Source organism: SAR86 cluster bacterium (assembly GCA_029268615.1).
Taxonomy (GTDB): Bacteria; Pseudomonadota; Gammaproteobacteria; order Magnimaribacterales; family Magnimaribacteraceae; genus JAQWNM01.
Genome location: JAQWNM010000004.1, coordinates 1 through 26,920 on the forward strand (window position 1 = coordinate 1; position 26,920 = coordinate 26,920).

General features: G+C 35.1%; 21 protein-coding genes. 13 read left to right on the forward strand and 8 right to left on the reverse strand.

The window, feature by feature from the left end:
- Both ggt (P8J93_00965) and ggt (P8J93_00970) read left to right on the forward strand, forming a co-directional pair.
- Positions 1-1,375: gamma-glutamyltransferase (gene ggt / locus P8J93_00965; GenBank protein ID MDG2060374.1), on the forward strand; the 1,375-nt coding region annotated here is incomplete at its 5' end.
- 4 nt (positions 1,376-1,379) lie between these two features.
- Positions 1,380-3,080, forward strand: coding sequence for a gamma-glutamyltransferase (ggt, locus tag P8J93_00970; GenBank protein MDG2060375.1), 1,701 nt, complete (start codon positions 1,380-1,382; stop codon positions 3,078-3,080).
- Between the two features lies 1 nt (position 3,081).
- On the opposite strand, the gene P8J93_00975 is transcribed toward ggt (P8J93_00970), so the two are convergent.
- Positions 3,082-4,527 (reverse strand): DASS family sodium-coupled anion symporter, encoded by a 1,446-nt coding sequence (locus P8J93_00975; protein ID MDG2060376.1) that lies wholly within the window; start codon positions 4,525-4,527, stop codon positions 3,082-3,084.
- 59 nt (positions 4,528-4,586) lie between these two features.
- Complete coding sequence (locus P8J93_00980; protein MDG2060377.1) at positions 4,587-7,547, reverse strand: TonB-dependent receptor; 2,961 nt, start codon at positions 7,545-7,547, stop codon at positions 4,587-4,589.
- A gap of 198 nt (positions 7,548-7,745) precedes the next feature.
- Between P8J93_00980 and P8J93_00985 the strand changes: the two genes are divergently transcribed.
- Genes P8J93_00985 through P8J93_01005 form a run of 5 tightly spaced genes read left to right on the forward strand, consistent with a single transcriptional unit; the run spans position 7,746 to position 13,323 of the window.
- Positions 7,746-8,618, forward strand: coding sequence for a LysR family transcriptional regulator (locus P8J93_00985; protein ID MDG2060378.1), 873 nt, complete (start codon positions 7,746-7,748; stop codon positions 8,616-8,618).
- A 55-nt stretch (positions 8,619-8,673) separates the two neighbouring features.
- Positions 8,674-9,867, forward strand: coding sequence for an FAD-dependent oxidoreductase (locus P8J93_00990; protein MDG2060379.1), 1,194 nt, complete (start codon positions 8,674-8,676; stop codon positions 9,865-9,867).
- Positions 9,868-9,895: 28 nt separating this feature from the next.
- Entirely contained in the window at positions 9,896-10,948 is a 1,053-nt protein-coding gene (locus P8J93_00995) for a membrane dipeptidase (GenBank protein ID MDG2060380.1), read from the forward strand.
- A 37-nt stretch (positions 10,949-10,985) separates the two neighbouring features.
- Positions 10,986-11,879 (forward strand): patatin-like phospholipase family protein, encoded by an 894-nt coding sequence (locus P8J93_01000; GenBank protein ID MDG2060381.1) that lies wholly within the window; start codon positions 10,986-10,988, stop codon positions 11,877-11,879.
- Positions 11,880-11,904: 25 nt separating this feature from the next.
- Complete coding sequence (locus P8J93_01005) at positions 11,905-13,323, forward strand: M48 family metalloprotease (protein ID MDG2060382.1); 1,419 nt, start codon at positions 11,905-11,907, stop codon at positions 13,321-13,323.
- A gap of 3 nt (positions 13,324-13,326) precedes the next feature.
- On the opposite strand, the gene P8J93_01010 is transcribed toward P8J93_01005, so the two are convergent.
- Together P8J93_01010 and P8J93_01015 are read right to left on the reverse strand one after the other, a co-directional pair.
- Positions 13,327-14,103, reverse strand: coding sequence for a glucose 1-dehydrogenase (locus P8J93_01010; protein MDG2060383.1), 777 nt, complete (start codon positions 14,101-14,103; stop codon positions 13,327-13,329).
- A complete protein-coding gene (locus tag P8J93_01015) occupies positions 14,100-15,503 on the reverse strand; it encodes a glutamine synthetase (protein ID MDG2060384.1) in 1,404 nt (467 codons plus the stop codon). The genes P8J93_01010 and P8J93_01015 overlap by 4 nt, the downstream gene beginning before the upstream one ends.
- Positions 15,504-15,591: 88 nt before the next feature.
- Between P8J93_01015 and P8J93_01020 the strand changes: the two genes are divergently transcribed.
- From P8J93_01020 to P8J93_01035, 4 genes are read left to right on the forward strand one after another with little or no spacing between them, the layout of a single operon-like run.
- Positions 15,592-16,611: an NAD(P)-dependent glycerol-3-phosphate dehydrogenase gene (locus P8J93_01020; GenBank protein ID MDG2060385.1), complete on the forward strand. Its 1,020-nt coding sequence runs from the start codon at positions 15,592-15,594 to the stop codon at positions 16,609-16,611.
- A gap of 7 nt (positions 16,612-16,618) precedes the next feature.
- Complete coding sequence (locus P8J93_01025; protein ID MDG2060386.1) at positions 16,619-16,924, forward strand: DUF4389 domain-containing protein; 306 nt, start codon at positions 16,619-16,621, stop codon at positions 16,922-16,924.
- A gap of 1 nt (position 16,925) precedes the next feature.
- Positions 16,926-17,603 carry a glutathione S-transferase gene (locus P8J93_01030; protein MDG2060387.1) on the forward strand — a complete coding sequence of 226 codons (678 nt, stop codon included), beginning with the start codon at positions 16,926-16,928 and terminating at the stop codon, positions 17,601-17,603.
- Positions 17,604-17,615: 12 nt separating this feature from the next.
- Complete coding sequence (locus P8J93_01035; GenBank protein ID MDG2060388.1) at positions 17,616-18,521, forward strand: SDR family oxidoreductase; 906 nt, start codon at positions 17,616-17,618, stop codon at positions 18,519-18,521.
- On the opposite strand, the gene P8J93_01040 is transcribed toward P8J93_01035, so the two are convergent.
- From P8J93_01040 to P8J93_01050, 3 genes are read right to left on the reverse strand one after another with little or no spacing between them, the layout of a single operon-like run.
- The gene (locus tag P8J93_01040; GenBank protein ID MDG2060389.1) at positions 18,510-18,875 is read right to left on the reverse strand and encodes a DUF6285 domain-containing protein; all 366 of its coding nucleotides are present in this window, start codon (positions 18,873-18,875) and stop codon (positions 18,510-18,512) included. The two genes, P8J93_01035 and P8J93_01040, sit on opposite strands and share 12 nt — an antisense overlap.
- On the reverse strand, positions 18,872-19,858 hold the full coding sequence (locus P8J93_01045) for a phosphotransferase family protein (protein ID MDG2060390.1): 987 nt from the start codon (positions 19,856-19,858) through the stop codon (positions 18,872-18,874). The genes P8J93_01040 and P8J93_01045 overlap by 4 nt, the downstream gene beginning before the upstream one ends.
- Positions 19,859-19,873: 15 nt before the next feature.
- The gene (locus P8J93_01050) at positions 19,874-21,613 is read right to left on the reverse strand and encodes a beta-ketoacyl synthase (GenBank protein ID MDG2060391.1); all 1,740 of its coding nucleotides are present in this window, start codon (positions 21,611-21,613) and stop codon (positions 19,874-19,876) included.
- Between the two features lie 101 nt (positions 21,614-21,714).
- Between P8J93_01050 and P8J93_01055 the strand changes: the two genes are divergently transcribed.
- Positions 21,715-23,253: an acyl-CoA synthetase gene (locus P8J93_01055; GenBank protein ID MDG2060392.1), complete on the forward strand. Its 1,539-nt coding sequence runs from the start codon at positions 21,715-21,717 to the stop codon at positions 23,251-23,253.
- Here P8J93_01055 and folD read toward each other — a convergent pair.
- Positions 23,250-24,092 (reverse strand): bifunctional methylenetetrahydrofolate dehydrogenase/methenyltetrahydrofolate cyclohydrolase FolD, encoded by an 843-nt coding sequence (folD, locus tag P8J93_01060; protein ID MDG2060393.1) that lies wholly within the window; start codon positions 24,090-24,092, stop codon positions 23,250-23,252. The genes P8J93_01055 and folD overlap by 4 nt on opposite strands.
- Before the next feature lie 146 nt (positions 24,093-24,238).
- On the opposite strand from folD, the gene P8J93_01065 reads away from it, so the two are divergent.
- Positions 24,239-26,875 carry a TonB-dependent receptor gene (locus P8J93_01065; GenBank protein MDG2060394.1) on the forward strand — a complete coding sequence of 879 codons (2,637 nt, stop codon included), beginning with the start codon at positions 24,239-24,241 and terminating at the stop codon, positions 26,873-26,875.
- Positions 26,876-26,920: the final 45 nt, after the last annotated feature.

Consider the following 26,920-nt stretch of genomic DNA (forward strand, 5'->3'; position numbering starts at 1 on the left):
TTTATTCTTAGACTCTGCAGGAAATTACGACAAGACAAAAGCAAGATTTTCGCTTCTTTCAGCTGGAGTTCCTGGAACTGTTGCTGGATTGTCTCATGCATTAGAAAAATATGGCACTATGTCTTGGAGTGAAGTGATAACACCAGCTTTAAATTTAGCTAAGAATGGTTTTGAAGTAACGCATGATATAGAAAATGTTTTAACTCTTTATAAAAAGAGATTAACTTCAAATTTAGCTGCTTCTAAAGCCTATTATAAAAAAGATAAAGTCCCATACAGGGCAGGGGAAACTTTAAAACTTCCTGATCTAGCTTGGTCCTTACAACAACTGAAGAGGTTTGGACCAAAAGCATTTTACGAAGGGAAAATAGCTAAAAAGATAGTAGATGAGATGGAGCGGAATGGAGGAATAATTTCCTTAGAAGACTTGGCTAACTACCATGTATCTGAACGAGAACCTTTAAGAGGTACTTATAAAAACTTTAACATTATCTCAATGCCCCCTAGTAGTTCTGGAGGTGTGCACTTAATACAAATGCTCAATATCCTTGAGTCTTTTTCTCTTAAAGAAATGGGCTTTGGTTCTTCTAATTATATTCACTTATTGTCAGAAGTAATGAAACGAGCCTATGCTGATAGAAGTGTGTTTTTAGGAGATACCGACTTTGCTGAAGTTCCTTTATTGGGTTTAACTAGCAAGGAATATGCTAAAGAACTTTCAAGAAAGATATCTCTTGAAGAGGCAACCTCTTCTATTGATGTCTTAGTTGGAGATCCATTACCTTATGAGAGCCCTGATACCACACACTTTTCAGTTATGGATAAAATGGGTAATGCTGTTTCCAATACTTACACTCTTAATTTCTCTTATGGATCAGGAATAGTTATACCTGGTACGGGATTCTTTATAAATAATGAGATGGATGATTTTTCTTCTAAACCAGGAACGCCAAATGCATTTGGATTGCTTGGAGCTGAGGCTAATGCTATTGCTCCATTTAAAAGACCTTTAAGCTCTATGACTCCAACGATTATTTTTAAAGATGGTAATCCATATTTAATAGTTGGGAGTCCTGGTGGAAGTAGAATTATTACTACAGTACTACAAGTAGTTTTAAATCTTATAGAATTTGAGATGAATGTTGCACAAGCAGTTGCTAGTCCTCGCATTCATCATCAATGGCTTCCAGATCTTTTGTTAGTTGAATCTGGCTTCAGTCAAGACACGCTTAATATTTTAGAAAAGAAAGGTCATAAATTAAGAGAAGGTAGAACGATGGGAAGTGTGCAGGCTATATTAAAAGAAGGTAATTATTTTTATGGTGCAGCAGACCCACGAAGACCAGGGGCAGGAGCTGTGGCGGTTTCTCCTTAAAATCATGTACTTTAAATTTAGATTCTTTTTAATTTTCCTTATAATTTATTTTCCTTCTATTCCTTTTTCTGCGGAATCTATTCTTAGATATGACCAAAGAATACACCCTGAGATAGGTCAAGAGTTTATGGTTGTTTCTCAAAACGAAGATGCAACAAAAGTTGGTTATCAAATTCTTGACCAAGGTGGAAATGCAGTAGATGCTGCTGTTGCTATGGGTTTTGCTCTTTCCGTTACCTTACCCAGAGCAGGGAATCTCGGTGGTGGCGGTTTTATGTTGATTTATGATGCTCAATCCAAAGATATATCTGCTATTGATTATCGTTCGGCAGCTCCAAAAGCAGCTAAAAGTGAAATGTATTTGACCGAAGAAGGGGTAATTCGTTTTGGTCATTTAGTTAATGCGGTACCTGGTACTGTGGCAGGCCTGATAAAAGCTCACCGTAATCATGGGAAGTTAACTTTAAAACAAGTTTTACGGCCATCAATTCAATTGGCCTATAAAGGGATAAAAGTTTCGCATGACTTAAATTTTGTATTGGAGTGGGCTAAAGACTCATTATTAAAGAATCAAATTTCTAAGAATAAATTTTACAAAAATGGAAAAGCATTAGAGGTTAACTCTTTATTTAAACAACCAAGACTAGCTAAAACATTAACTTTGATCAGTCAAAAAGGTGATGAAGTTTTTTATAGGGGTGAGATAGCGGATTGGATATCTGAAGATTCATTAAAGAATGGGGGTTTAATTACTAAGGAAGATCTTGCTTTATATGAAGCCAAGGAAAGAGTCATAATAGAAACTACATACAGAGACCACAGGGTAGTGTCAATGCCTCCGGCAGCAAGTGGGGGTCTGGTGCTTCTGCAAACACTTAATTTTCTTGAAAACTTTGATATGAAATCAGCTGGACATAATTCTGCTTCTTCAATTCATTATCTATCCGAAGCTATGATCCGCGCTTTTGCTGATAGAGCTAAATATCATGGTGATCCTGATTTTTATGATGTACCTGTAGAAAATATTTTGAGCAAAGACTATGCAAGCAAAACTTCTAAATCCATCACATCAAATTTAAAAACCCCTCCAGAGTTAATTCTTGCAGGAGATTTTAAGAAAGCTGATGAAAGTCCGGATACGACCCATTTGTCAGTTGTGGACTCAGATGGAAATGCTGTTTCGTTAACTTATACTTTAGGATCTTCTTTTGGCTCGGGAGTTACAGTAGAAAGAGCGGGTTTTCTTCTAAATAATCAAATGAGAAATTTTTCTCATTATTACGGCGATACTCAAGCTGAATTTGGTACGAGTGAGGCTAATAAACTTGAACCCAACAAAAGAATGATCAGTACGCAAGCTCCTACAATGGTCTTTAATCCGTCGGGTGATCTATCTATCGTTTTAGGTTCACCTGGAGGAGGGAGAATACCTAACATTCTTACTCAAGTGATCTCCAATGTTATTGATCATGATTTGGGTTACGCGGAGTCGGTTCTAGTTCCTAGGGTGAATCAGAGAGTGGCAGATGATCTTGAAGTTGAGAGTGGAATAAGTCCAGATACATTAAAACTATTGGAAAGTTTTTCTCACATAATTCGACCTACTGATACGATGGGGAGTGTTCAAGCCATCTTTCTAAAAGATAATTATTTGTTCGGAGTAGCAGATACCAGAAGACCAAATGCTATTGCCAAGGGTAAATAGATCAGAGTAAAAAGTAAGGTACTGATACCACAGCTATAAAGGACACAATAAGAATCGCAAGAATATTTAATAGGAACCCTGCTTTTGCCATTTGAGGCACCTTTATTAAGCCAGAACCAAAGACAATAGCATTTGGTGGCGTGGCAACAGGGAGCATAAAAGCACAACTAGCTGCTAAAGCTACAGCGGCCGTTACTAATAAAGGATTAAATTCTGATTGAATAGCAATGGCTGCTACTACAGGAAGGAAAGTTGCAGTTGTAGCCATATTAGATGTTAATTCTGTTAAGAATATAATTAAAGTCACAACTAAAATTACGATAAGGACCAAGCTTATGCCCTGTGGGATAAGATTTCCCATCCAAATTGCTAGCCCAGTGCTTTGAACGGCATTTGCTAGGCTTAAGCCGCCCCCAAAAAGAACCAGCAAACCCCAAGGAACATTTTTTTGAGCATCATCCCATTCTAGCAAAGCACCTTTTTTTTCTTTATGTCCGCTTGGAAGTAGAAATAAGAAGAGTGCTGATATCATGGCTATTCCAGAATCAGATAAACCATTTAAAAAAGGTATGTCATCTAGAACTGTTCTAAACATCCACGCGAATGCAGTAAAAACAAAAACAATTAGAATTTTCATTTCAGGCCCTTTAAGATCTCCAAGATCATTTTTCATTGAAGAAAGAAGGTCAGTCGTCTCTTGCGAGGTTTGAAACTTAACTGGATAGATAATGCGAGTTAATATAACCCAGCAGGCTGGAAGCATAACAACGCTCAAAGGAACTCCAACTTTCATCCAATCCACAAAGCTTATATCTAAGTCATAATTATCTGCCATGAATGCAGCTAACATTCCATTTGGACCTGTTCCAATGAGGGTAGACATACCTCCTATCGTCGCACCATAAGCTATGCCCAATAACAGAGCCAGTTGAAAATTTTCAGTTTCTTTGGGACTTAAACCTCTTACGGTTTCTTTCACTACTGTAATTACAGCTAAACCTATTGGTAACAACATGATTGTGGTTGCAGTGTTCATTACCCACATGCTTATCACGGCAGCAGTGATCATAAAGCCAAGTATTAAAGAGGCGCCATTAGAACCGGTATTTTCAAGAACAAATAAAGCGATTCTTTTATGTAAGTTCCATTTTTGAATAGCAGTAGCAATTAAAAATCCTCCAAAAAAAAGATAAATAGTTTTATTTGCATAAGGATTTGCAGCTGATTGAATATCAACAATTCCTAATAGCGGAAATAAAGCCAAGGGAACGAGCGCAGTTACTGCAACAGGGACAGCTTCTGTGGCCCACCAAACTCCCATTAATAAAAATAATGCTGCAGTTTTATGAGCTTCGGGAGATAAAGATTCAGGAGTTGGAAGAAGTAATACAAAGAGTGCTATTGCAACACCTAATGCAAACCCTTTATTATTTTGTAAGAAGGACATAAAGATTTATTGTAAATAAAAAAGGGAGCTAATGCTCCCTTTTAAATACTTAAGGTTTATTACATTTTTAAAGTGAAATCAACATAATAGTTCCTTCCATAGTCTGAATGAGCATCAGCATAGTATCCATAATATCTGTCTGCTGTAGGAGCTCTTTCGTCTTGAATATTTTTTACAGCAAATCTAACTCTTGCTTCATTGCCCATCATTTTAAAGTTATACGACAATGTTAGATCCCTTGTTGTCATACTAGGAACTTCATAAGGTATACCATTCTTTGTACCTAATGAAGTTTGCACAAATGAACCTTTCATAAGTTCCGTTAAGCTGACTCTGTAGGGCCCTTTTTGCCAGGACAATCTCATAGAGTGCTTTTCATCATAGATTCCGTCTTTTCCAAGTAGATCACCAAAACCCTTTAAAGGAATTGATTCTGGAATTACGCCGCTGTCTTTTTTGGCTTGAAGGGCAGCAAAATCTCCACTCGCTTTTTGTTCAAATTCATCAAGAAATGTTCCATTGTATCGAAAATCAAACTCACCATAGTCAGTTTCAACAGTATAGTAGACACCAATATCAGTACCTTCAATGGTTCTTTTTGCCATGTTGGTGTAATTATTCTTGATGTATTTAATGTCCCCAAAAGGGCATACGCCTGCTGCTGCAAAACCAGCTAGATCACCTTCATCAGGAGCCTCTCTCACAACCAAAGGATCTCCCGCAAAAGTTGAACAATTATTTGTTCCATTTTGAAATCTTAAAAGCATGTCATTGACTGTTTGGTTTTCGCGACCGAACAAGCCAATAGTTTTATCTTTTTCAATAGTCCAAGCATCAATGGTAATAAGTAATTCATCTGATGGAGTTAAAACAATACCATAGGACGTGTTATCTGATTCTTCAGCATCAAGACCTGCAGCTCCTGTTGCCATTCTTTGAATGGTGTAACGTGAATCAGAATCGATCACATTATCAACGCTTTGCACTGCATTAACTTGAAATGCTGCTCGGTCATATCTTGTTCCAGATCTTACAACGGTCGTTTCATTCACCTGAATGATGTTTGGAGCTCTAAACGCTGTTGATACAGAGGCTCTAAAATTTATCTGATCTAATATTTGCCAGCCTAATGCAAGTTTTCCTACTGTGGCGTTGCCAAAGTCAGAGAAATCTTCATGTCGAACTGCTAACTGCATGTCAATTGTTTCTGCTACAGGAATTTGTAATTCAGCAAACACAGATGATACATCTCTTGAGCCTGAAACATCTCCTGTTGGTGATGAATTTAAAACATCTGCTACTAATGGATAGGTATCACCTTCGTAGTCAGTATACGTGATAGTTCCATCTAATCTTGGATCTCTGTCATCATCCATTTCTTCATCACGGTACTCAAATCCTACCAAGAGACCTACGTCTCCTGCTGGAAGTGACCATAGTGCGTTATTAGACATTTTAAAATCAAACATTGTGAGTTCACTTGTGCCTTTTCTGTAAACATCAACCAACGTTCTTTCTATATTTGAATTTACTCCTGCACTAAAAGGGTTGTAAGCAGCTTGAGTAGAGTCATACAAAGCTTCTTTCAGAAGATTATTAGACATTCTATTGCTTGTTACATCATCAGATGTAGCTTTAGAAGTTACGAAAGCTGTTTCCCAGTCCCAAGCACCGGTTGTGCCTCTAAAACCTTGAAGAAATCTATACGTATCTTTTTTTACATTGACTAGCCTTTGTCTCTCTTCGTATCGATAATTATCAATATAAAGCTGTTTCCCAGCAAATATGGCTGTAGGTACGCCATCTACATCTACCTTAAGTTGATTTAAATAGTAATGATCCGGACCAATTCTATGTTTTGAAGATGAAAATGCATAAGAAGGATGTGCAATTCTATCACTATCTGAGGTATAAAAGCCGAGTTCTGTAAATGCTTCGACTCCATTATCCATTTCATGATTAATAAACATGACAACATTGGTTCTGACAAGTTCAGATCTAACATCAGTCTTGCCCCAGAAATTACTTCTCAAAGCACCATTTCCATCTTGAGCAATACAAGTTCCATAACCTGTATCAAAAAGAGGATGACCTCTGTTAGTACATTTAGCATCACCTAGAGGAAAAATTTCAAACTCTCCGTTAGAGTCAGTCCACAAATGATTATAACTTTCGCCAGCATGTTCCTTTGAACTTACCATATCAAACTGACCATACAAAGAGTGTGAGCTTAAGTTTCTAAAAGAAGTGCTTGTTTTCCATGGTGAATCATCATCAACAAAAGGTCTATGTTCTCCTGCACCCCATCTTGGGTCTTCTTGCGCATTTATGTTACCACGATCATAGTGGTCAAAAAATACACCTACATTGGTAGCCCCATCATTAAAGAATGATCCCCACTTAATAGTTACTTTACTGTCTTCAGTAGTAAAGTGATCATACCCACTAACTTTGGCCCTAACTGTCAATCCTTCAAAATCTTTTTGTAAGACATTGTTGATAACACCGGCCACAGCATCTGCACCATAAATAGCTGAAGCACCATCTCGTAAAATTTCCAATCTCTCAATTCCAGTAACAGGAATTAAGTTTGAGTTCACACTGGTAGTTGGGACATAATCTCCTCCAATTAATTCAGTCTGATAACCAGGTGAGCTTACTAACCTTCTACCATTGAGAAGCGTTAGAGTATTACCAACACCTAAATTTCTTAAGTTATAGGCTCCAACATCTCCTCGAGATGCATTCACACCACCAGAAGCATCTTCCGCTTCTGTAAAGTAGTTTTGACCTTGCTCAACTATGTGTTCAAGCAGGTCATCGCCAGAATCAACTCCAATGGCTTCAATATCTGCACCTGTTATAATTGAAACAGGTAAAGCACCTGTTATCTTAGCACCTTTAATCTGGCTACCAGTTACGATCACTTCTTCTATTTCTTCAGTTTCATCAGCTGCTAAAATAGTTAATGATGAGGTAAATAGAAGTATAGATACCAATGATATATATAATTTGTTCATAGGAATTCCCCGTTCTTAATGACTCTTTATGAGAAAATATATTTCCCTATATTTTCTCTAATTTAAACACATAAATCTTAATTCTTCTTAAAGACTTGCAGCTACCTTAGCAATAATTTAATTTCAGTCTAATTCTTGTTTTAACTATAATCATAGACTAAGGTTATGAACTAAGATATTAAAATATTAAGAATATTAATGAGAACAAGGCAATTAGAGGTATTTCATGCTGTTTACACAAAAGGTACCATAACTGAAGCAGCTAAATCTTTACATGTGTCGCAACCTTCAGTAAGTAAAGTGTTAGCACACACTGAGCATCAATTAGGATTTCTACTTTTTGCAAGGATTAAACGTAAACTAATACCTACTCCAGAAGCAGATATCCTTTTTTCATATGCAGATAAAATTCATCAAGATTTATCAAAACTAAAATTGTTAGCAACAAATATTATAACTAGTCCTCCTGGATTAATTCGGTTAGCTTGCACTCCATCACTAGGCATAGATTTAGTACCTAATTTGGTCTCAATTTTTAGCTCAGATTTTCCAGGCGTACATTTCCAAACTCATACTTTTCACCATGATGAAATTTTAAATCATATCAATGAAGGTAGCATCGATATAGGTTTAGCTTATGATGCTAAGGAGAATGAAGAAGTTGAAAGCATAAGAATTCTAGAGGGAAGTTTCGTAGTCCTTAGTTCAGATAAATTTCCATTCCCTAATAAAGTATTATCTTGTGAAGATTTACATAACATACCTTTTATTAAGATTGAGGGTCCTTTATCTGAAAAGTTAAATCATTTCTTTAAAGTTCATAACTTCCAACCAAATTTTATTACCACTACTGACACATATCAGATGGCAAGATCCTTTGTAGAAAAAGGAGTAGGCATTACAATTTTAGATGAAATATCTGCTTCCTCATACAATAGTCAGTATAAAATATGGGAATTAAAACATTCCCCTGTTTTTGATGTAAATATAATTCTCTCAAGGTCAACTAGCAGAGCTTTAATCTTAGAAAATTTTATAACTTTTACACTAAGTCATAACTATAAGTTATGAGATAGTATAAGATTAGAATAAAAAGATTTAATAAATTAGAAGTATTATCTCTTGCATGCACATACATGTCATTGGCGCGGGAGTAGTTGGACTCACTACAGCTTATTATCTAATTAAACAGGGTCATAACGTCACCATAATAGATCAAGCTGACAGTGTTGCTAAGGGCTCAAGTTACGCTAATGGAGGACAACTATCTTATTGTTTATCAGATCCTTTGGGAAAGCCCAACTTATTTTTTAAGATACCTTCGGTAATGTTTAATAAAGATCCTGCTATTAAATTTAAGCCACCAAAAACGTTTAAATCTTTAAACTGGTCTTTTAGATTTTTGTTTGAATGTTTAAAATTCAGACATAAAAAAAATAGCCTAAATTTATTAGAACTCTCTCTTTCTTCTAAATCACTTTTTGAAGAAATGTTGTTAAATATTGGATCAGATTTTTCTTATGAAAAATCTTCAAAGATTGTACTTTACGACAATATAAAATCTCTTCATCAGGAGATTTCTTTTATTTCAAAAAAAAATCAGATGGGATCTGATAATAAAAGTCTATCGATGGAAGAGGCAATAAATATTGAACCGGCAATCGCAACTTTAAAAGCAAATTTTGTGGGCGCTATTTATTCAAAGTCAGACGAGGTAGGAGATAGTTATCTTTTTTGTCAGAACTTATATAGTTGGCTGTTGGAACAAGATGCAAGGTTTATATTTAATTCTAAAGTGACTAAAATTAATAAGCACAAAAATAAAATTTCTTCACTAACAATTAATTCCCAAGAATTAGAAGTTCAGAATATTGTGATTTGTGCTGGTGCTTACTCTGATAAGTTAGTAGATATTTCGTTTCCTATAATTCCTGTAAGGGGTTACAGTATTACTTTACCTACAGGAAGCCTAAAGTTCTCAAAGAGCTTAACAATTACGGACAAAAGGATGTTGTTTACAAAAATGGGGGACAAAGTAAGAATTACTGGCTTTGCTGATTTTTTAGGACAAGATAAGTCTTTAGATCAGGCAAGAATGTCTCAATTATTGAGTTTAGCTAAGGATATAGCGCCTCATTTAGCTGATTATGGTTCAAAAGATATAATTCAATGGAGTGGGGATAGACCTTTAACTCCTTCTAGTGTTCCAATCATTGGACCAATGAATACTAAAGGAATATATGTAAATACAGGTCAGGGTTTTTATGGTTGGACTCTTGCTTGCGCTTCAGGCAACCGTTTGGCTGAATTTTTTAAATAAATTTGATTCTAATGATTTAATCTCAACTATGTCTAAATTTTTATTTGCTTCTTTGTTTTTCATCTTTAATAGTTCTTTTTCTGTTCAATTAAATGCTAATCAAGGCTATTCATTTGATGATACTGTTTTTTCTGATATGCATGCACACCCTAGTAGATTCCATAGAGATCATATAGATAGTATTGGACTGGCTGAGATTGAATTATATTTATCTCAGGGCATGAATTTAGTAGTAGCTGCTATCAGCACTGATATGGCTTTTCAAGGAAATTATGTTACTGAGGATGGGGTCATTCCTAGAGGTAAATATAAACCTCTTCCCGGCGAATCCTATAAATTAACTATGGAAAGACTAGAGCGTATAAAAAAAACAAGCCAACATAAAAAGGCTGTTTTGGCTCTTTCTCCAAATGATGTTCTAGTTGCAAAGGATGCTGAGCACTTGTCAATTATTTCAGCAATAGAAGGGGCTGATGGACTAGAAGGGAATATTCAAAACCTTTATACCTTTTATGAAATGGGCCTACGATTAATTCAGTTAGTTCATTTCAGGGCAAATAAATTAGGGCATGTTCAAAGTTATCCTTATAGCCCCGGTGGCTTAACAGAATTTGGAAAAGAGGTGGTTCTAGAAGCTAATAAGTTAAATATAATTATAGATATTGCTCATGCAAATACTGAAACCATTCTTGATGTACTAGAATTCTCTAAAGACCCCGTTATTTTTAGCCATGGTGGTCTAAAATCTCTTAAAGATCAGGATAGAGCTCTGACTGACCAAGAGGTTATTCTTATTGCTCAACAGGGAGGGATAGTTGGTATTTGGCCTCATGGGAAATATATTGAGTCAGTCAGTGTAATGGTTGATTATATTGAGCATGTTATTAAATTAGTAGGCCCAGAGCATGTAGGCATTGGATCTGATTTGAGAGGTGTGTCTAAATATAGCGAAGGCTTTGGAAGTGATGCTTATTTCCATTCTATTGTTGAAGAGATGACTCTAAGAGGTTATGACAAGCCAACAATTGGAAAGGTCATGGGTGGAAATTTCTTTAGCCTTTGGCAAAAGGTTGTAAGTTAGACTTCTAACTGAGTAGTATCTCAGTTATATTTATATCGTGAAAAAATATGCACTTTCGTTAGACGGAGGAGGGGTTCGTTGTATTGCCACTCTAACTTTTCTAAATATCCTAGAGAAAGAGCTAAGAAGAGATATTTCAGAATGCTTTGATTATTTTATAGGAACATCCTCTGGAGGCATTTCTTGTATTGGCATTGGTTCGGTAGGTATGGACACAGATGAGATGCTTGAAATGTGGAATATGAAGAATATTAAACGCATTATGCAATCAGAAGTATGGCAACGCGGACTTGGCTCAACTTTAATTACTGGTAAGGCTAAATATAATCCAGAAGGAAAAAGAAGCGTCTTAGAAGATTACTTTGGGGAATTAACTTTTGGAGATTCTAAAAAACCGGTTGCCGTAACAGCTTATGATGTAGAAGATAGATCACCTGTTCTTTTAAGTTCTTATGAAACAAAGCACATAAATTTAGTAGAAGCTGCTGAGGCCACAAGCGCTGCTCCAACATTTTTTCCAACTGCTGAAGTGAAAGGTAATTACCTTATAGATGGAGGGGTTGTTGAGAATAATCCGGCTATGAATTCTTATATTGAAGCTTTAAAAATTTATCCAGATGATGAAATTAAAGTCCTTAGTATTGGCACTGGATTAAACAGAAGAAAAATTAACGGCAAAGCTTCAAAAGATTGGGGCCTATTTGGCTGGATGACCCATGATCTTCTAGGTATCATGACTGAAACAAGTTTGCAGAATAAGTTAGCAGAAGATTTAATAGGACAAAATTATCTAAGAGTTAATTCTTCTTTAGGGAAAAGCAAAAGAAAATTAGACGATATAAGTAAAAAAAATATTGATAATATAAAAGATATGGGAAAAATATGGTGGGATAGTTTTGGTGCACAAACTCTAAAATTACTTGATGAGTAATAGGGTAATCAACTAGCAAAAAATTATGACTTTAAGACTACTACTTGTTTTTAGTTTATTAACTAGTTGTTCAATCAATCCAGTAACAGGTAATAGAGATTTTGTTACTATGTCCGAGGATTCAGAAATTGCCATGGGACAGAATTATAGCGTTCAAGTACTTCAACAAGTTCCTGCGTATAAAGATAAAGATCTCCAAGCCTATGTTCAAATGATAGGCGAATCTTTAGCAAAAAAAAGTCATCGTTCAAATCTAATATATCGTTTTACAGTGCTAGATAGTCCCGACATTAATGCATTTGCCTTACCTGGTGGCTATATTTTTATCAATAGAGGTTTGATGGCTTATTTATCTTCAGAAGAAGAACTTGCAGCTGTATTGGGTCATGAATTAGGCCATGTTACAGCCCGTCATTCAGTTAGACAGATGTCTCAAGCTCAACTTATAGGCTTTATGTCTATGATAGTTGGGTCTCAAGCTGGAAGGACAGCTGCAGATATAACTAATATGGCAGGAGGAGCTTTTCTAGCTGGATATGGAAGAGAGATGGAACTTGAGGCTGATAAGATAGGCGCAGAATATATGGCGCTCGATGGTTATTCACCTCAGGGAATGATGGAGACACTTACTGTCTTGAAGGAACAGGAAATTTATTCTAAAAATTTATCTGAACTTAGGGGTCAAGAACCTAAAACATATCATGGCCTTTTTTCATCACATCCTTCTAATGATAAGAGACTCCAGGCGGTATTAATAAGCTCTCAGAATCTACCTATTGTCTCTAAAAAAATAAAAAGTAACTATCTTGAATCAATTGATGGATTGGTCTATGGAGATAGTGAAAATGCCGGCATAAGAAGAGGTAGTGATTTCTATCATGGACCATTAAATTTTCATCTGAAAGCTCCAGCATCGTGGGAAATATTAAATTCCCAAGATAGGTTAGGTTTTTTAGCTCCCAAAAGTCAGGCTTCACTATTTTTTACCATGGAAGATCAAAATAGACGTTTATCTGCTAAAGAGTATTTAGAAAGAAATAAGGCTTTTGATATAATTTCAGGTCAGAATATATCTCCTGATGGTCTTGATGCTTTTACTGCGATAGCCTCAAGTGGGAATAGTCTTTATAGATTGGCTGTAATTTTTAGAGATAAAAATATTTATCAATTTTATGGATCAGTAGAACAAGGTTCTAAATTCTCGGATTTTGACGAACAATTTTTATCTATAATTAATAGTTTTAGAAGTTTAAGAAATAAAGAAAAATTGTTAGCTAAACCATTAAAAATAAGCAGTTATGTAGTTAAAAATGGAGACTCTTATAGTACTTTATCTAAATCCAGTGCAATTCCTTATGATCCTGAAGGTCGCTTAAGATTGCTTAATGGAGATTATCCTGAAGGAGAGTTGTCAGTAGGCAGTTTAATTAAAATAATAGAGTGAATTCTATAAAGGGTTGACTAAGTGGCCACCATCCACAGCTATAACTGATCCAGTCATAAAAGAAGATGCCTCACTTGCGAGCAAAATGATAGCACCATCTAAATCTTGTGGATCACCAAATCTCCTTTGTGGTATTCTCTTCATATAATTTTCTCCTTCAGGAGTATTGAAGAAATCTTTGGTCATTTCACTTTGTATGTAACCAGGCGCTATTGCGTTCACTCTTATGTTATGTCGAGCTAATTCTAGAGCCATCACTTTAGTTAACTGCAATAAGCCTGCTTTAGAGACCCCATAACTTGTTTGCTGGACTCCTGCCCTCAGACCTAAAATAGAGGCAATATTTATAATGCTTCCTGATCTTTCTTGCTTCATCATGAGATCAGATACTTGCTTTGCAACTCTGAAGGCTCCGTTTAAGTTCGTCTCTATGATACTTAACCAGCTTTCTTCTTTCAGATCTTTAAACCATATAGGATCTGAAATGCCAGCATTATTAATAAGTACATCTATATGACCAAATTTACTTTCCACTTCTGCTATTAATTTAGTTACGGATTCCCCGGATGATACATCTAGAGGAAAAGCTAAACATTCGTTACCTAATTCTTTTATATCTTGAGATAAATTATACAGAGGTTCTTCTCTTCTAGCACTGATGACTACCTTTGCTCCTGCAGTGGATAACGTCAGAGCAAAATGTTTACCAAAACCAGAGGAAGCTCCAGTAATTAAAATAACCTTGTCTTGAACGCTGAAAATTTCATTTATTGATTTCATATAATTTCAAAATATCTTTTTAATTCCCAATGAGAAATTTTACCATTCTCAAAAGTAGGTTTTTTTGACTCCTTAAATTTTTGATATTCCCATTCTCTGCTCGCACTATAATGATTTACGAAAGTTTTACCAAAAAGTTTTTTGGCAGCTTTTGAGTTTTTAAATAGATTAGTGGCTTCTTTAAGATCTTTAGGCGTCAATTGTTCTTTTTCCAATTTTTGATAGTAAGCATTACCATCCGTTTCTTGAGACGGACTAATTTGTTCTTCTATCCCTAAAAAACCAGCTCCGAGAGTAGCTGCTAAAGCTAGATATGGATTTGCATCAGCCCCTGGAAGTCTATTTTCAACTCGTTGAGATGGAGGATTTCCATTAATTACTCTAAATCCAGCAGTCCTATTTTCAATTCCCCAAGTCAAGCTATTTGGGGCCCATGCACCCGGCATGAGTCTTTGGTAAGAATTAACTGTAGGTGCTAGCATCACACAAAATTCTTTCATATATTTTTGCAACCCTCCAATAAAAAAATTAAGTTCTTTTGAAAAGTGATTATTGTCAGCAATTTTAAAAATAGGTTCATTAGATTCATTCCATATTGAACAATGGATATGACCAGATTGACCTGGATAATGTTCTGACCATTTAGCCATGAAGTTTGCAAGTAAATCATTCTTCTGCGCCAGAATTTTTATAAAAGTTTTAAATAAAGTAGCTTTATCTGCAGAATTCATCGCCTCATCATAAGATATTGCCCCCTCTAAAACTCCAGGCCCTGTCTCCGTATGCAGCCCTTCTAATTGCATATCCATAATTGAACACATCGATAATATCTTTTGGTACAAGTCAGACTCAACAGAACTTCTGAGAATAGAATAACCATACATACCCGGAGTGAAGGGTAAAAGGTTTTTATAATCTTTATCTCTTAAGGAGGTAGGCGATTCCTTGAATAAGAAGAATTCATATTCTAAAGAAGTCTTAGCAGTGAGGCCTTTATCAGCATATTTACTTAGTATTCTTCTTAATGTTCCCCTAGGACATATTTCTGCTATTTCTAATTCACACAAAAAGAATGGAATATTCTCTTCAAAAGGGCTAATCCTACCTGAAGAAGGTATGACTCTTACCTTTACGTCTTGATAGCCAGTTTTCCAGCCGGTGAATACATCCTTATATTCAGAGGAAGTAAATCCAATTAGGTCATCAGAACTATCCCATCCAAAAATAACATCGCAAAATCCAAAGCCATCTTCCAGAGATTTAAAAAATTTCTGAACATGCATGTACTTTCCTCTAATAACTCCATCTATGTCTGTGATTCCTACCTTTACATACTCACATTTCTTTTCTAATAAATAATTAATTACTTCTTTAAAAGTTGATAGTTCTCTTATGTTCATAAACTAATTTTACAGGTCTTTAGGTGGAAGTAGCTAGTCGCTGTTAAAATATATTTAAATTTCTAAAATAATATATTTAAATAGATCAATGAAAGAACCAAAAATAACCATCTTAGGAGGTGGGAGTTGGGGGACAGTTTTAGGTCATATGGCAGCAGTCAATCAAGTAGATGCTACTTTATGGATGAGAAATAAAGGTTTGTCAGACCAAATTAATTTAAATCACATAAATCATGAATATATTCCTTCTTTAACTTTATCTCAGGATCTAAAATCAACAACATCTTTAGAGGAGGCCCTTAGTGAGACGCAAGTTGTTATTATGTGCGTTCCTAGTATTTCATTTAGACAAGTTCTAGAAGACGCGTTTAAGTTTATTCCAAAGGAGGCATTCTTAATAAGTGCCACCAAGGGCATAGAAGAAAAAGGCTTTAAGTTAATGAGTCAAGTCATGGAAGAGGTTGTTGGATCAAGTAAGTCTATTGGAGTTTTGAGTGGTCCTAATTTAGCGCTTGAGATCGCTCAAGGACATCTTTCAGGATCGGTTATTGCAAGTCAGAATGAAGCTTTGAAGAAAAGTATTTCAAAAATTTATCATACGTCTACTTTTAGGATCTACACTAGTTTAGATATCTTTGGAGTTGAATTAGGTGGAGCCCTAAAAAATATTTATGCATTAGCTTGTGGCATAGCAGATGGACTAGGAGCTGGAGAAAATACAGAGGGAATGATTGTTACAAGAGGACTTGCTGAAATGAGCAGATTAGCAGTAGCTCTAGGAGCGGATCCAATGACCTTCCTTGGTTTATCTGGAGTTGGAGATCTAATCACAACTTGCAGTTCTCCATTAAGTAGAAATCATGCAGTTGGTAAATTCATAGGAGAAGGCAAAAGTGTTAATGAAGCTCTTGGCTTGATTGGACAAACTGCAGAGGGCTTAAAAACTCTTAAGCTTGTAAACGACCAATTAATAAATTTAGAATTAAAAATGCCAATTGTTGAATCTTTGTATAGAATAATTTTTGAGAATGATCCTTTAAATAAATCAGTTGAAAAACTAATCGGAAAAGATGATTTGAAGGACGTAGAATTTTCTATGAATATATAGGTTAGTTATGACTAAAAAAGAAATAAATGAATCAATTGATACAGAAGAACTTAAAGAAAATGTAGTTCAAGGGGGTAAATGGATTAGAATTTTATTAGTTGTCTTATTCTGTATTGTTTATACATGGGCTGAACTGTTACTTTGGTTATTAGCAGTTTTACAATTTCTATTTCATTTATTTACAAATGAACCTAATAAAAATTTGACTAAAGTAGGGGTAGGGTTCAGAAGTTACATGGTACAAATTATCAATTATGTAACTTACCAGACTTCGGAAAAACCTTTTCCTTTTAGTACTTTTCCAAAAAAATAAGATGATTGAACTTTATACTTCTCCAACTCCGAATGGCCATAAAATAAGCATTGCCTTGGAAGAAATGAAAATACCCTATAAGGTAAAGCCTATTGATTTAGGAAAAAATGAACAAAAATCGAAAAAATTTTTAAAGATTTGTCCAAATGGAAGAATTCCTGCGATCGTTGATACATCTAAAGATAATTTTTCTGTTTTTGAATCAGGCGCTATATTAATATATCTTGCAGAAAAATCAGGTAAGTTTCTCCCTAAAAACTTAAAAAAACGCTCTGAAGTAATTCAATGGGTAATGTTTCAGATGGGTGGTGTTGGCCCGATGCAAGGACAAGCAAATGTTTTCTTTAGATATTTTCCCAAAAAAATAAAACCGGCTATTGATAGATATCAGAATGAAACTAAAAGATTATTTTCTGTTCTAGATAAGCAACTTAAAGGAAAAGAATTTATTTGCAATAAGTTAAGTATTGCAGATTTTGCAACTTTTCCTTGGGTGAATATCCATGAGTGGTCAGGCGTAGAAATAAAAGACTTCAAGCACCTTTCATTATGGGTAGATAGATGTAGAAATAGAAAATATTTTCAAAGAGGTTTAGATATCCCTGTAAGATTAGTTATGCCAAAGGAAAGAAATAAAAAAGATTTCGTTAAGAGGGCTCAAAAGATGCTACAAAAATAATTCAAGACGTTCATGAAGGATTTTAAAGATAAGGTGGCAGTTATAACTGGGGCTGGTTCAGGGATAGGTAGATATTTATCAATACTCCTTGCTAAACAAGGCTCGGATGTAGCAATTTGTGATATTAATAAAGTAACTCTTGACGAGACGGCAGGGATGCTTAGGCAATATAATGTTTCGGTTTCAAATCATCTGTTAGATGTTTCTGATGAAGAGGCAGTCAAAGTTCTTCCAGAAAAGATTATTGAGATACATGGTAAAGTAAACCTAGTATTTAATAATGCTGGAGTGACTGCAGTTTCTGATTTTATTGATTTAGAAAAAAATGACTGGGACTGGGTTATGGGTATTAATTTAAATGGTGTAGTTAATAGTACAAGAGCTTTTATTCCACATTTAATTGATCAACCAGAAGCTGCAATTATTAACACATCCTCTATCTTTGGCATAGTAGCGGTTCCTGGCCAAACGGTATATCACGCTGCTAAGTTTGCTGTTAGAGGTTTTACTGAAAGTTTAGCTCTAGAAATGGCACAGTCTCATGAAAATTTACATATTCATTGTGTGCATCCAGGCCATATAGGTACAAATATAGCTAGTAGTGCTCGTGTAGATGAAGATTCTTTTGGTGCGACGGCAGAAAAGGGAGGGTCGTCAATTTTTACTCGGAATGCTCCCTCAAGCCGAAAAGAAATGGGAGATCAGTTTAGAGAGGGAGGCATGCATCCAAGTAAGGCTGCTCAGATTATACTTCATGGAGTCAAAAAGAATAAAAGAAGGATCTTTATTGGGTTAGATTCTAGGTTGCTTGAGTTATCTCAAAGATTATTTCCTAATAAGTATCACTTTACTTGGCCCTTTTTTATGATTCCTTTAATGTGGTTTAGAGATAAAAAACCTTTAAAATCACTTGATTAGTTTCTTGTAAGTCGAATAGTTAGGATTATCCACTGATACTTTATTCTTAGACAACTTAATTAAAACTTCCTGAAGATTTTTATCAGAAAGATCCAATTGGCCACTTTGTATAAGTTCTGCTAAATCTTTAATGGAGTTCATGCCTTTATCCTTAATTAAGAGTTTGATCATATCTTGGATTTCTGATGACAGCTCTTCACCATCATTAAGTTCTCTTTTAATTATATTAAGTACGTTAATTGCTATTTGTATTTTAAATGCTAGATGATTTGGTAATTCATTTTTAATATCCTCTATCAGAAAAATTCTGATGGAATCTATCAGCTCAATTAATGTGGGTCTGTCAAATATCATTTTCCTTTTAAAAATAGTAGATCAACTAAATCAAGTTCTGTTTCAGAAACTCGTCTCCCAATGGCAGCTCTTTCAACTGAATTAGTGGTAGTTAATAAATGTCCAAAGGTTTGTATTAGGCATATAACCCCCCATCTTAATGTACCTAATACTTGCCAATTCCTAATGATATTACTATTCAGTTGTTTATCAATAATTGAGGAATAGCCATTAATTAGGTCGTTTATATCTCCAAAACCGCCTACAACTTTTTTATGATGACCAAATCTCCATGAATTAACACAAATCCAACCTAGGTCTTGGAGAGGATTTCCTATATGAGAAAGTTCCCAATCTACTACTGATTGAAGGCCATTTGTATCAAAAATTAAATTACCCAGCCTAAAATCACCATGGACTAGAGTTTTTTGACTATCTCCAAATTCCTGATCTTTTAGCCATTTAAAGGCATATTCAAAAACTGGCGAAGGGTTATTGAAGTTTTTATAAGTTAAGTAAAGTTCTTCTAACTCTTCGTTAACGTCTTTCTGTTTAAGCCAATCCAAGGATTTTAAAGAAACTTTGTGAATCTTTGCCATAGCTTGTCCGCATTGAAATGCCAGAGAATTCCTTATATCCTTGAAGACATCATCTCGAAGAATCTTTCTTGGTATGCTTTCTCCTTCAATTAATTCCATAACATAAGCATTTTTTAAGTTAGAGGTTTCGGATGAAATTGCTAAAACTTCAGGCACAGGGCCTTTTGCATTAAAAACTGCACTTTGAATAGTTGCTTCTTTGGATTTGGACAATGCAAGTCCTCCTGAAGGTGTATCAGGTCCTTTTTTAAGAATCATTTTTATTGAAGATGGAGACATTATGTAATTAAATTTCCAAGTTTCATTCGATGCGCCATTTGTTAGAGGCACTAAATCTGAAACATCGCCTTGAAGACCTTGCTCTTTAAGCAGTTCTTCTATATTTTTTGATAATTCATTCAACATAAGGAATAGATTAATCTACAATTTTATTGAATTGCTATAGCCTTTTAATTTTATTTCTTTTTTAGAGATGGAGACGTCTTTTTCTCCAATAAGAACATCTTCATTAAACCTGTAAGTTACTTCATATTCACCTTTTAAAGCTTTCTTATTGTAGCTTTCTATTTTTTGGGAAGTTAAATTTAATTGTTTTTTATAAGAAGAAAGTCTTTTTCTTCCATATCTTGAATCTAATATCTTAAGTGTTTCTAACGGACTAAGAATCAGGGCAGAGGCATTATTACCTCCAAAGCCTTTAGCATTTAGGAAGGCAGCCTGATAGAAATTTTTTTCTTCTGTCTTGTGTTCCATCAAGAAATTTAGGTTTTTTGTATGAACATCTTCTGCAGTATTATTAACACCATGAATGCCAGGTATAATTCCATCTTGCCAAGTTCCAAGAGCCGCAACTAGTTGATCTCCAGATGCAGGTGCCATGCTATGACCTATATAGGATTTAATTCCAGTAATAGGCCAAGAATTAATTCTAAAAGTTCCAGCAATTGAGTCAAAAATATGAGATTCAGTTGTTCTGTTAGCAGGAGTGCCAGTTCCATGCGCCTGAACAAATGTATTATTTTTTAAGCCTTTTATACCTAAAATATCTTCGGCTTTTGAAACTACTTTTGCCATAGTTATGTAGTTTCCAACTCCTGGTCCACTTATAGAGCTTTTTAGGCCGTCTGCATAAGATTTTACTTCAGGTACAGAGCCATAAATTCTAGTTCCTATATCCAACGCTAGTTTATCATCCATTAAAACTATAAATTGAGCTGATTCTCCTAGAATCATGCCAGAATTTAATCCAAATGGTCTGCAAGCTTTGGTTTGATCTGGTCCATCATCTATTGATTCATTCAGTTGGGCTTGCATCTCCATCATTTTCTTATCATCTGATAGAGCACTCATTGCATAGAATCCATCTACCACTTCTGGTGTGATAGGAGCCTCAGCTCCACCTACTATCACAAATCTAGAACTACCATTTTCTATAGCTTCTTTCCCCATTTGCAAGTTATACAAAAAGGTAGCGCAGGCACCAACGCAATGACCAGACCTGCCGACACTACCTAGAATATAGGCATTAATAAAATCTGCTGACATTTCAACCAAACCTAGAGGTAAGTTCTTAGAGCTTGATCTGTTACCTTTTATTCTGGATTGCATCATTCCAGCAAATCCAAACTTATCCATTTGTCCTATAGCTGCTCCACTGAAAACAGCTACTTCTGAAGGACAAATAAGGTCTTGAATCTTGCCCCAATCTATTCCTAGTTGACTCATAGCATCACTCATACCAAATACTGTCATTTGTAGAGCTCTAGGGTGTTGTCTTGCAGGGTAGAATGCAGAAGGATCAAAACCGCTTGGAAGTTGACCTGCAGCACTAGCCTTTATTTTATCTAAAATAATTCCATCAGGATCATATGTATCTCTATCAATTTTTCGTATCATGGTTTCGGACCTTATAAGATCTGAGTTTTCTGCTAAATATTCTTTTAGTTTAATAGCATCTCCTGCAGATGTTTCCCATCCTCTAGATATTGGTTCAATGCGCCCTTGAAGAACCGCTAGGTCTTGAATAGTTTCCAGCTGGTTATCTATACTTTGGGCTTCAAAGGTCATGTTTCTATATCCTTGAAATGAAGAAGTTCTTCCAGATGCATTAATGCCTCCTATGGAAGTTATAAGGGCTAATGGTTTCGATGTTTTACTCATATTTAATATAATAAGTATAAACTTTTTGGACTATTCTAGTGATTAAAGTTTTATTTATAGATTATAATTCTTAAAAAAAATTTCTTAAAAGAGAGTATCAAATGCATCCTGGGGTTAACGGCAAACTTTATCCAAATAAACCAGCAATAATTATGCTGGAGAGTGAACAAGCTATTACTCACGGAGAATTGAATGACCTGTCTAATCAAGGAGCGCAATTATTTAGATCTCTTGGATTAAAACCTGGAGACAGCATTGCTTTAATGCTCGAGAATCATATTTTATTTTTTCCCATCATTTTTGCAGCATGGAGAAGCGGCTTAAGATACACCGCTATAAGTTGGAGGTTGCAACCAAACGAAGTCCAATACATTGTAGAAGACTGTAATGCAAAAGTGTTTATAACCTCAAAGTTCTTAGAAGAAAATGCAGTTGCTTTGAGTAGTTCATTGAAGAAAGTACATTCATATATGTTGGATGGAGTAACTGATGGATTTAGTTCTTATGAAGAAAGTATTTCTAAAATGTCAACGTTACCAATAGAAGATGAATGTCAAGGTGGTGCAATGTTATATTCATCAGGAACAACAGGTCGTCCTAAAGGAATACATAGGAAATTAACTTTCAGTAAACTTCCTTATCGTCCTGAAGATGATGACTTGGGATTAGGCAGGGTAGTTGAAGGTGTATATGGAGGTTCAGAAAATAGTGTTTATTTATCACCAGCACCTTTATACCAATCAGCCCCTTTAGGGTTTAATACTGGATTCCTCTCCTTGGGTAGTACTAGTATTATTATGGAAAAGTTTGAAACAGAAAAAGCTTTACAAGCTATAGAGAAATATAAAGTCACTCATTCACAGTGGGTACCAACTATGTTTGTTAGATTTTTAAAAATGGATCAAGCAATCAGAGAAAATTATGATACCAGCTCACTGGAGGTTGCAATCCATGCAGCAGCTCCTTGCCCAATTGCTGTTAAAGAGCAAATGATAGACTGGTGGGGTCCTATTATTTATGAGTATTATGCTGGCACTGAATATAATGGAATGACAATTGTAGATTCAAGTCAATGGCTAGATCATAAAGGGACTGTCGGTAAACCTCTCTTTGGAGAGCTACATATTTTAGATGAAGAAGGTAATGAAGTTGAAACAGGGGATGCTGGCGTAATCTATTTTGGAGGTCCTACGGCAGGCACCTTTGAATATCATAATGATGAGGAAAAGACTTCCGATGCTATTTCTTCTCAGGGTTATAGTACATTAGGAGATATAGGTTATGTTGATGAAGAGGGCTTCCTTTATTTAACTGACAGAAAATCTTTTATGATCATTTCTGGAGGGGTAAATATTTATCCCAAAGAAACTGAAGATCTATTAGTCATGCACCCAAAAGTTGAAGATGTCGCTGTTTTTGGTGTTCCTAATGAAGAAATGGGAGAAGAGGTAAAAGCAGTAATTCAGCCGATAAATATGCAAGAAGCAGGAGCTAAGCTTGAAGCTGAATTGATTGCGTTTTGTCGTGAGAATATTTCACATATAAAATGTCCTCGAAGTATAGATTTTGAAACAGAGTTGCCTAGACACCCAACAGGCAAATTGTATAAAAGATTATTAAAAGATAAATATTGGTCTTAGATTGCTATAGCTTTCTCACATGCTAAGACAGTTTGCAATATCAAAGTATTAATTGTCATTGGACCGACGCCACCTGGCACAGGAGTATAAGCGAGAGATCTATTTTTTATTGAATCTAGCTCTATATCACCACACTTTTCTGGATGATAACCTGCATCAACGACTACTGCGTTATCTTTTATCCAACTCCCTTTTATAAATTTAGGAATACCGACCGCTCCTACAATAATATCTGCAGATTTAATAATACTTGGCAAGTCTTTGGTCTTAGAATGACAAATAGTGATTGTTGCATTTTTATTTAATAGCATCATTGCCATAGGTTTACCTAGAATTGGGCTTCTTCCAACAACCACAGCATGTTTACCGCTGATTTCTATATCATAGAATTCAAGCATTCTCATAATGCCTTGAGGTGTGCAAGATCCATATGCATTTTTTCCCATTGACATATTGCCAAAACCTAAACAAGTCACTCCATCAACATCTTTATTAATATTAATTGCATCAAAACAAGTTCGCTCATCTATTTGATTTGGAACAGGATGTTGCAGAAGAATTCCATGGATTTCAGAATCTTTATTTAATTCATCGATCTTTTTAAGTAGATCTTCAGTTGAGGTATCTTCAGGTAGTTCTACTTTTAAAGATTTCATACCTACTCTTTCACAAGCATTAGCTTTCATCTTCACATAGGTAGCGGAGGCAGGATCAGAACCAACTAGGATTGTTGCCAAGATAGGTACAAAACCACACTTTTTTTCTATGGTTTTGATTCTATCAAAAAGCTCTCCTTCAGTTGTCTTGGATAAAAAAGTTCCATCTAGAATTTTTGTCATACATTATTTTCTCATGGAAGGTGATAGTGATAAAGCGTTCTTTATATTTGACTCTTTGTAAAAGAGTATTATTATAATTTTCGTCTTACTAAATGATATTTAATATCAAAAACTGTCATGTGGTTTATAAATAATTTGAGGGTTTTATGTTCAAGGGAATATTTCTTTATATAGTTTCTCTATTGATACTTACTTTTAGTATTTTAGTTCATGCCAATTCTCAAACAGATAGTATTGAAGAAGTGGTGGTGACAGGTTCTTATATTAAAGGAAGTCCGACTGACGGATCTTCTCCTGTAGAAATATTAGATAGATCTGAGATCAATGCTATGGGGGCTTCCACAATAGCTGATATAACAGCAAATATAGCAGTTAATTCTGGGTCTGAAAATAATGCAGATGCCTTTACTCAAGGCTCAACTCAAGGTACTTCAAATATCAATTTAAGAGGCCTTGGGTTATCCTCTACACTTGTTTTAGTTGATGGTAGACGTCACACAATTTCAGGAGTTACAGCTAATGACGGGAGTGTTTTTGTAAATACTGCATCCATACCTTTGGTTGCGCTAGATAGAGTAGAAGTCTTAAAAGAAGGAGCTGCATCAATCTATGGCTCAGATGCAGTAGCTGGAGTGGTAAATTATATATTTAGAAGAGACTTTGAGGGCTTTGAAGCAGAAATTTCTCAACAAGAAACAGATCTAGCTAGTCAGAAAGATAGGAGGGCTAGCGTTATTTATGGCTTTGAAGAAGAAGATACAAATTTTATTGTAGCTTTGAGTCATCTTGATAGAACACCTTTAGCTGGTTCTAATTTTAATCCAAGTTTAGCTCCCTTAGGAGTCAGCGGTTTAGGCACTAGCTTTTTACTTTTTGGTCCTTCTAGTGTTTTTTCTGGACCTTATGCAGGTACTTACTCTATATATGAAAATGTGCCTGATCCTAACTGTGAAGGCAATAAAGGTATTTTAATACCTCAAGGTAGTGGTCAACGATGCGGCTTTTTTTACGGAGGTAGATTCAATATTGTAAATGATGAGGAACATAGAAGTATATATTCATCCTTTCAATCTCAAGTTTCTTCTAACTTAACATTTAACTTGGATATTCTCAGTTCACAAATAGAGGTTAAGGACAACCCTCAATCTCCTTCTTACCCAGCCTTATCTTACTTAAGTCCAAGTAATGCAATTTTACCAGGCAAGGGGGGCAACCCTTTTGGGGTTCCAGTTCTTTGGATAGGAAGGCCTTTGGCATCTGCTTTTCCTTCACCTTTGGCACCAAGGGAATCTAAGACAACAAGAATCTCTTTTGGTTTATCAGGTTTATTTAGTAATGGATTTAATTGGAACCTTCAACTTACAAATAGCTCAGAAAAAAACTATGTAGAACAGCCAGATACAAGCACTAGTAGATTTTCAGATGCAATCAACGGTATTGGGGGAGTTAATGGAAATGAAACATGGAGCTTAGTTGACCCAATTTCTAATTCCCAATCTTTAATTGACTATATTTCAACTTCTCAAAAGACATATATTGAGACAGATCTTACGGTATTAGATTTTTTATCTACTGGACAAATTAGTTCAATTAATCTTGCTTTAGGAGTTCAATTAAGAGAAGAAGAATATGTTTTATCCAGAGATTTAAATTCGATAGCTGAATTTGATACAGATGGAAATATAACAAAACCTGCTAATTTATTATTCCTAGGAGGAGGGCTTGAATCTTCTAAATCAAGAGATACTTCAGCATTCTTTATAGAAGCTTCATATTCTCCTAGCGAATCATTTGAATTGAAAGGGGCATTGAGATATGAAGATTTAGAATCTGATAGTTCAGTAAATCCAAAAATTTCTTTGAGATATCAATCTAGTGATTCTTTAATTTTAAGGGCTTCTCTAAGTACTTCATTTAGGGAGGCATCACTGGCTCAGCTTTCTTCTAGCAATATAGGCTTGCAAGGCATTCAAGATTATGATGCAAGCGGAAATGCAAAAGGAGGCACGGCTTTTATTAGAATTGCTCAAAAAAATAATCCAGATTTAAAACCAGAAGAGTCAGATAACTTAAACATGGGAGTTATATGGAGGCCCAGTAACCAATTAGAAATAAAATTAGATTACTGGGCAATTGATTATAAAGATGTTATTACAATAGAAAGTGCTCAAGGAAAAGTTTTAACAAATCCCTTAGGAGACCCTGATGTTAAAAGAACTACAGGTGGTACATTAGTTGGTGTTACAACTAATTATTTTAATGCTGCAAGCGTAGATACTAATGGTTTTGATTTTGAAGCTTCATACATGATAGATTCATCCATAGGAGAGCTTGATTTTGGTTTAAATATTATGCATATGTTGAAATACGAAATTCCTGCAGGTTCTGGATCAAAGGATGTAGTTGGCCAATTTAATTTTGATAATTTTGCTAGATCAATGCCAGAAACTAAGATGGTCTTATCCTCTATCTTGACTAAAGGTAATCATATTCTTGCCGGATATGGAAGATTGATATCTAGCTATGAAACTTCAAGACCTATTTCAACATCTGCAGCATCTCAGGGCTTTACTAAAAACATAGATAGTTTTTTTACCTTAGATCTCCAATATAATTATTTATTTGATTTAAGTGATTATGATATGCAATTTACTTTAGGGGTCAAAAACATATTTGATGAAGAAGCTCCTAGAGTTTATGACGCAGCTAACTGGAGTTATGACTCTAAACACCATGACCCGCGCGGAAGAATAACTTTTCTTGGTTTAAAAATAATGAGATAGTTTTTTAATCTTTAAAACAGTTTATAATTAAATAATCTCTTGAGA

Excerpts from the sequence above, each read along its gene's own strand:
- P8J93_01035 (MDG2060388.1), top strand. The coding sequence starts at position 17,616 with ATGAAGGATTTTAAAGATAAGGTGGCAGTTATAACTGGGGCTGGTTCA.
- ggt (MDG2060375.1), top strand. The coding sequence starts at position 1,380 with ATGTACTTTAAATTTAGATTCTTTTTAATTTTCCTTATAATTTATTTT.
- P8J93_00995 (MDG2060380.1), top strand. The coding sequence starts at position 9,896 with ATGTCTAAATTTTTATTTGCTTCTTTGTTTTTCATCTTTAATAGTTCT.
- P8J93_01045 (MDG2060390.1), bottom strand. The coding sequence starts at position 19,858 with ATGTTGAATGAATTATCAAAAAATATAGAAGAACTGCTTAAAGAGCAA.
- P8J93_00985 (MDG2060378.1), top strand. The coding sequence starts at position 7,746 with ATGAGAACAAGGCAATTAGAGGTATTTCATGCTGTTTACACAAAAGGT.
- P8J93_01025 (MDG2060386.1), top strand. The coding sequence starts at position 16,619 with ATGACTAAAAAAGAAATAAATGAATCAATTGATACAGAAGAACTTAAA.
- P8J93_01050 (MDG2060391.1), bottom strand. The coding sequence starts at position 21,613 with ATGAGTAAAACATCGAAACCATTAGCCCTTATAACTTCCATAGGAGGC.
- folD (MDG2060393.1), bottom strand. The coding sequence starts at position 24,092 with ATGACAAAAATTCTAGATGGAACTTTTTTATCCAAGACAACTGAAGGA.
- P8J93_00975 (MDG2060376.1), bottom strand. The coding sequence starts at position 4,527 with ATGTCCTTCTTACAAAATAATAAAGGGTTTGCATTAGGTGTTGCAATA.
- P8J93_00980 (MDG2060377.1), bottom strand. The coding sequence starts at position 7,547 with ATGAACAAATTATATATATCATTGGTATCTATACTTCTATTTACCTCA.
- P8J93_01015 (MDG2060384.1), bottom strand. The coding sequence starts at position 15,503 with ATGAACATAAGAGAACTATCAACTTTTAAAGAAGTAATTAATTATTTA.
- P8J93_00990 (MDG2060379.1), top strand. The coding sequence starts at position 8,674 with ATGCACATACATGTCATTGGCGCGGGAGTAGTTGGACTCACTACAGCT.
- P8J93_01030 (MDG2060387.1), top strand. The coding sequence starts at position 16,926 with ATGATTGAACTTTATACTTCTCCAACTCCGAATGGCCATAAAATAAGC.
- P8J93_01005 (MDG2060382.1), top strand. The coding sequence starts at position 11,905 with ATGACTTTAAGACTACTACTTGTTTTTAGTTTATTAACTAGTTGTTCA.
- P8J93_01040 (MDG2060389.1), bottom strand. The coding sequence starts at position 18,875 with ATGATATTTGACAGACCCACATTAATTGAGCTGATAGATTCCATCAGA.
- P8J93_01020 (MDG2060385.1), top strand. The coding sequence starts at position 15,592 with ATGAAAGAACCAAAAATAACCATCTTAGGAGGTGGGAGTTGGGGGACA.
- P8J93_01055 (MDG2060392.1), top strand. The coding sequence starts at position 21,715 with ATGCATCCTGGGGTTAACGGCAAACTTTATCCAAATAAACCAGCAATA.
- P8J93_01065 (MDG2060394.1), top strand. The coding sequence starts at position 24,239 with ATGTTCAAGGGAATATTTCTTTATATAGTTTCTCTATTGATACTTACT.
- P8J93_01010 (MDG2060383.1), bottom strand. The coding sequence starts at position 14,103 with ATGAAATCAATAAATGAAATTTTCAGCGTTCAAGACAAGGTTATTTTA.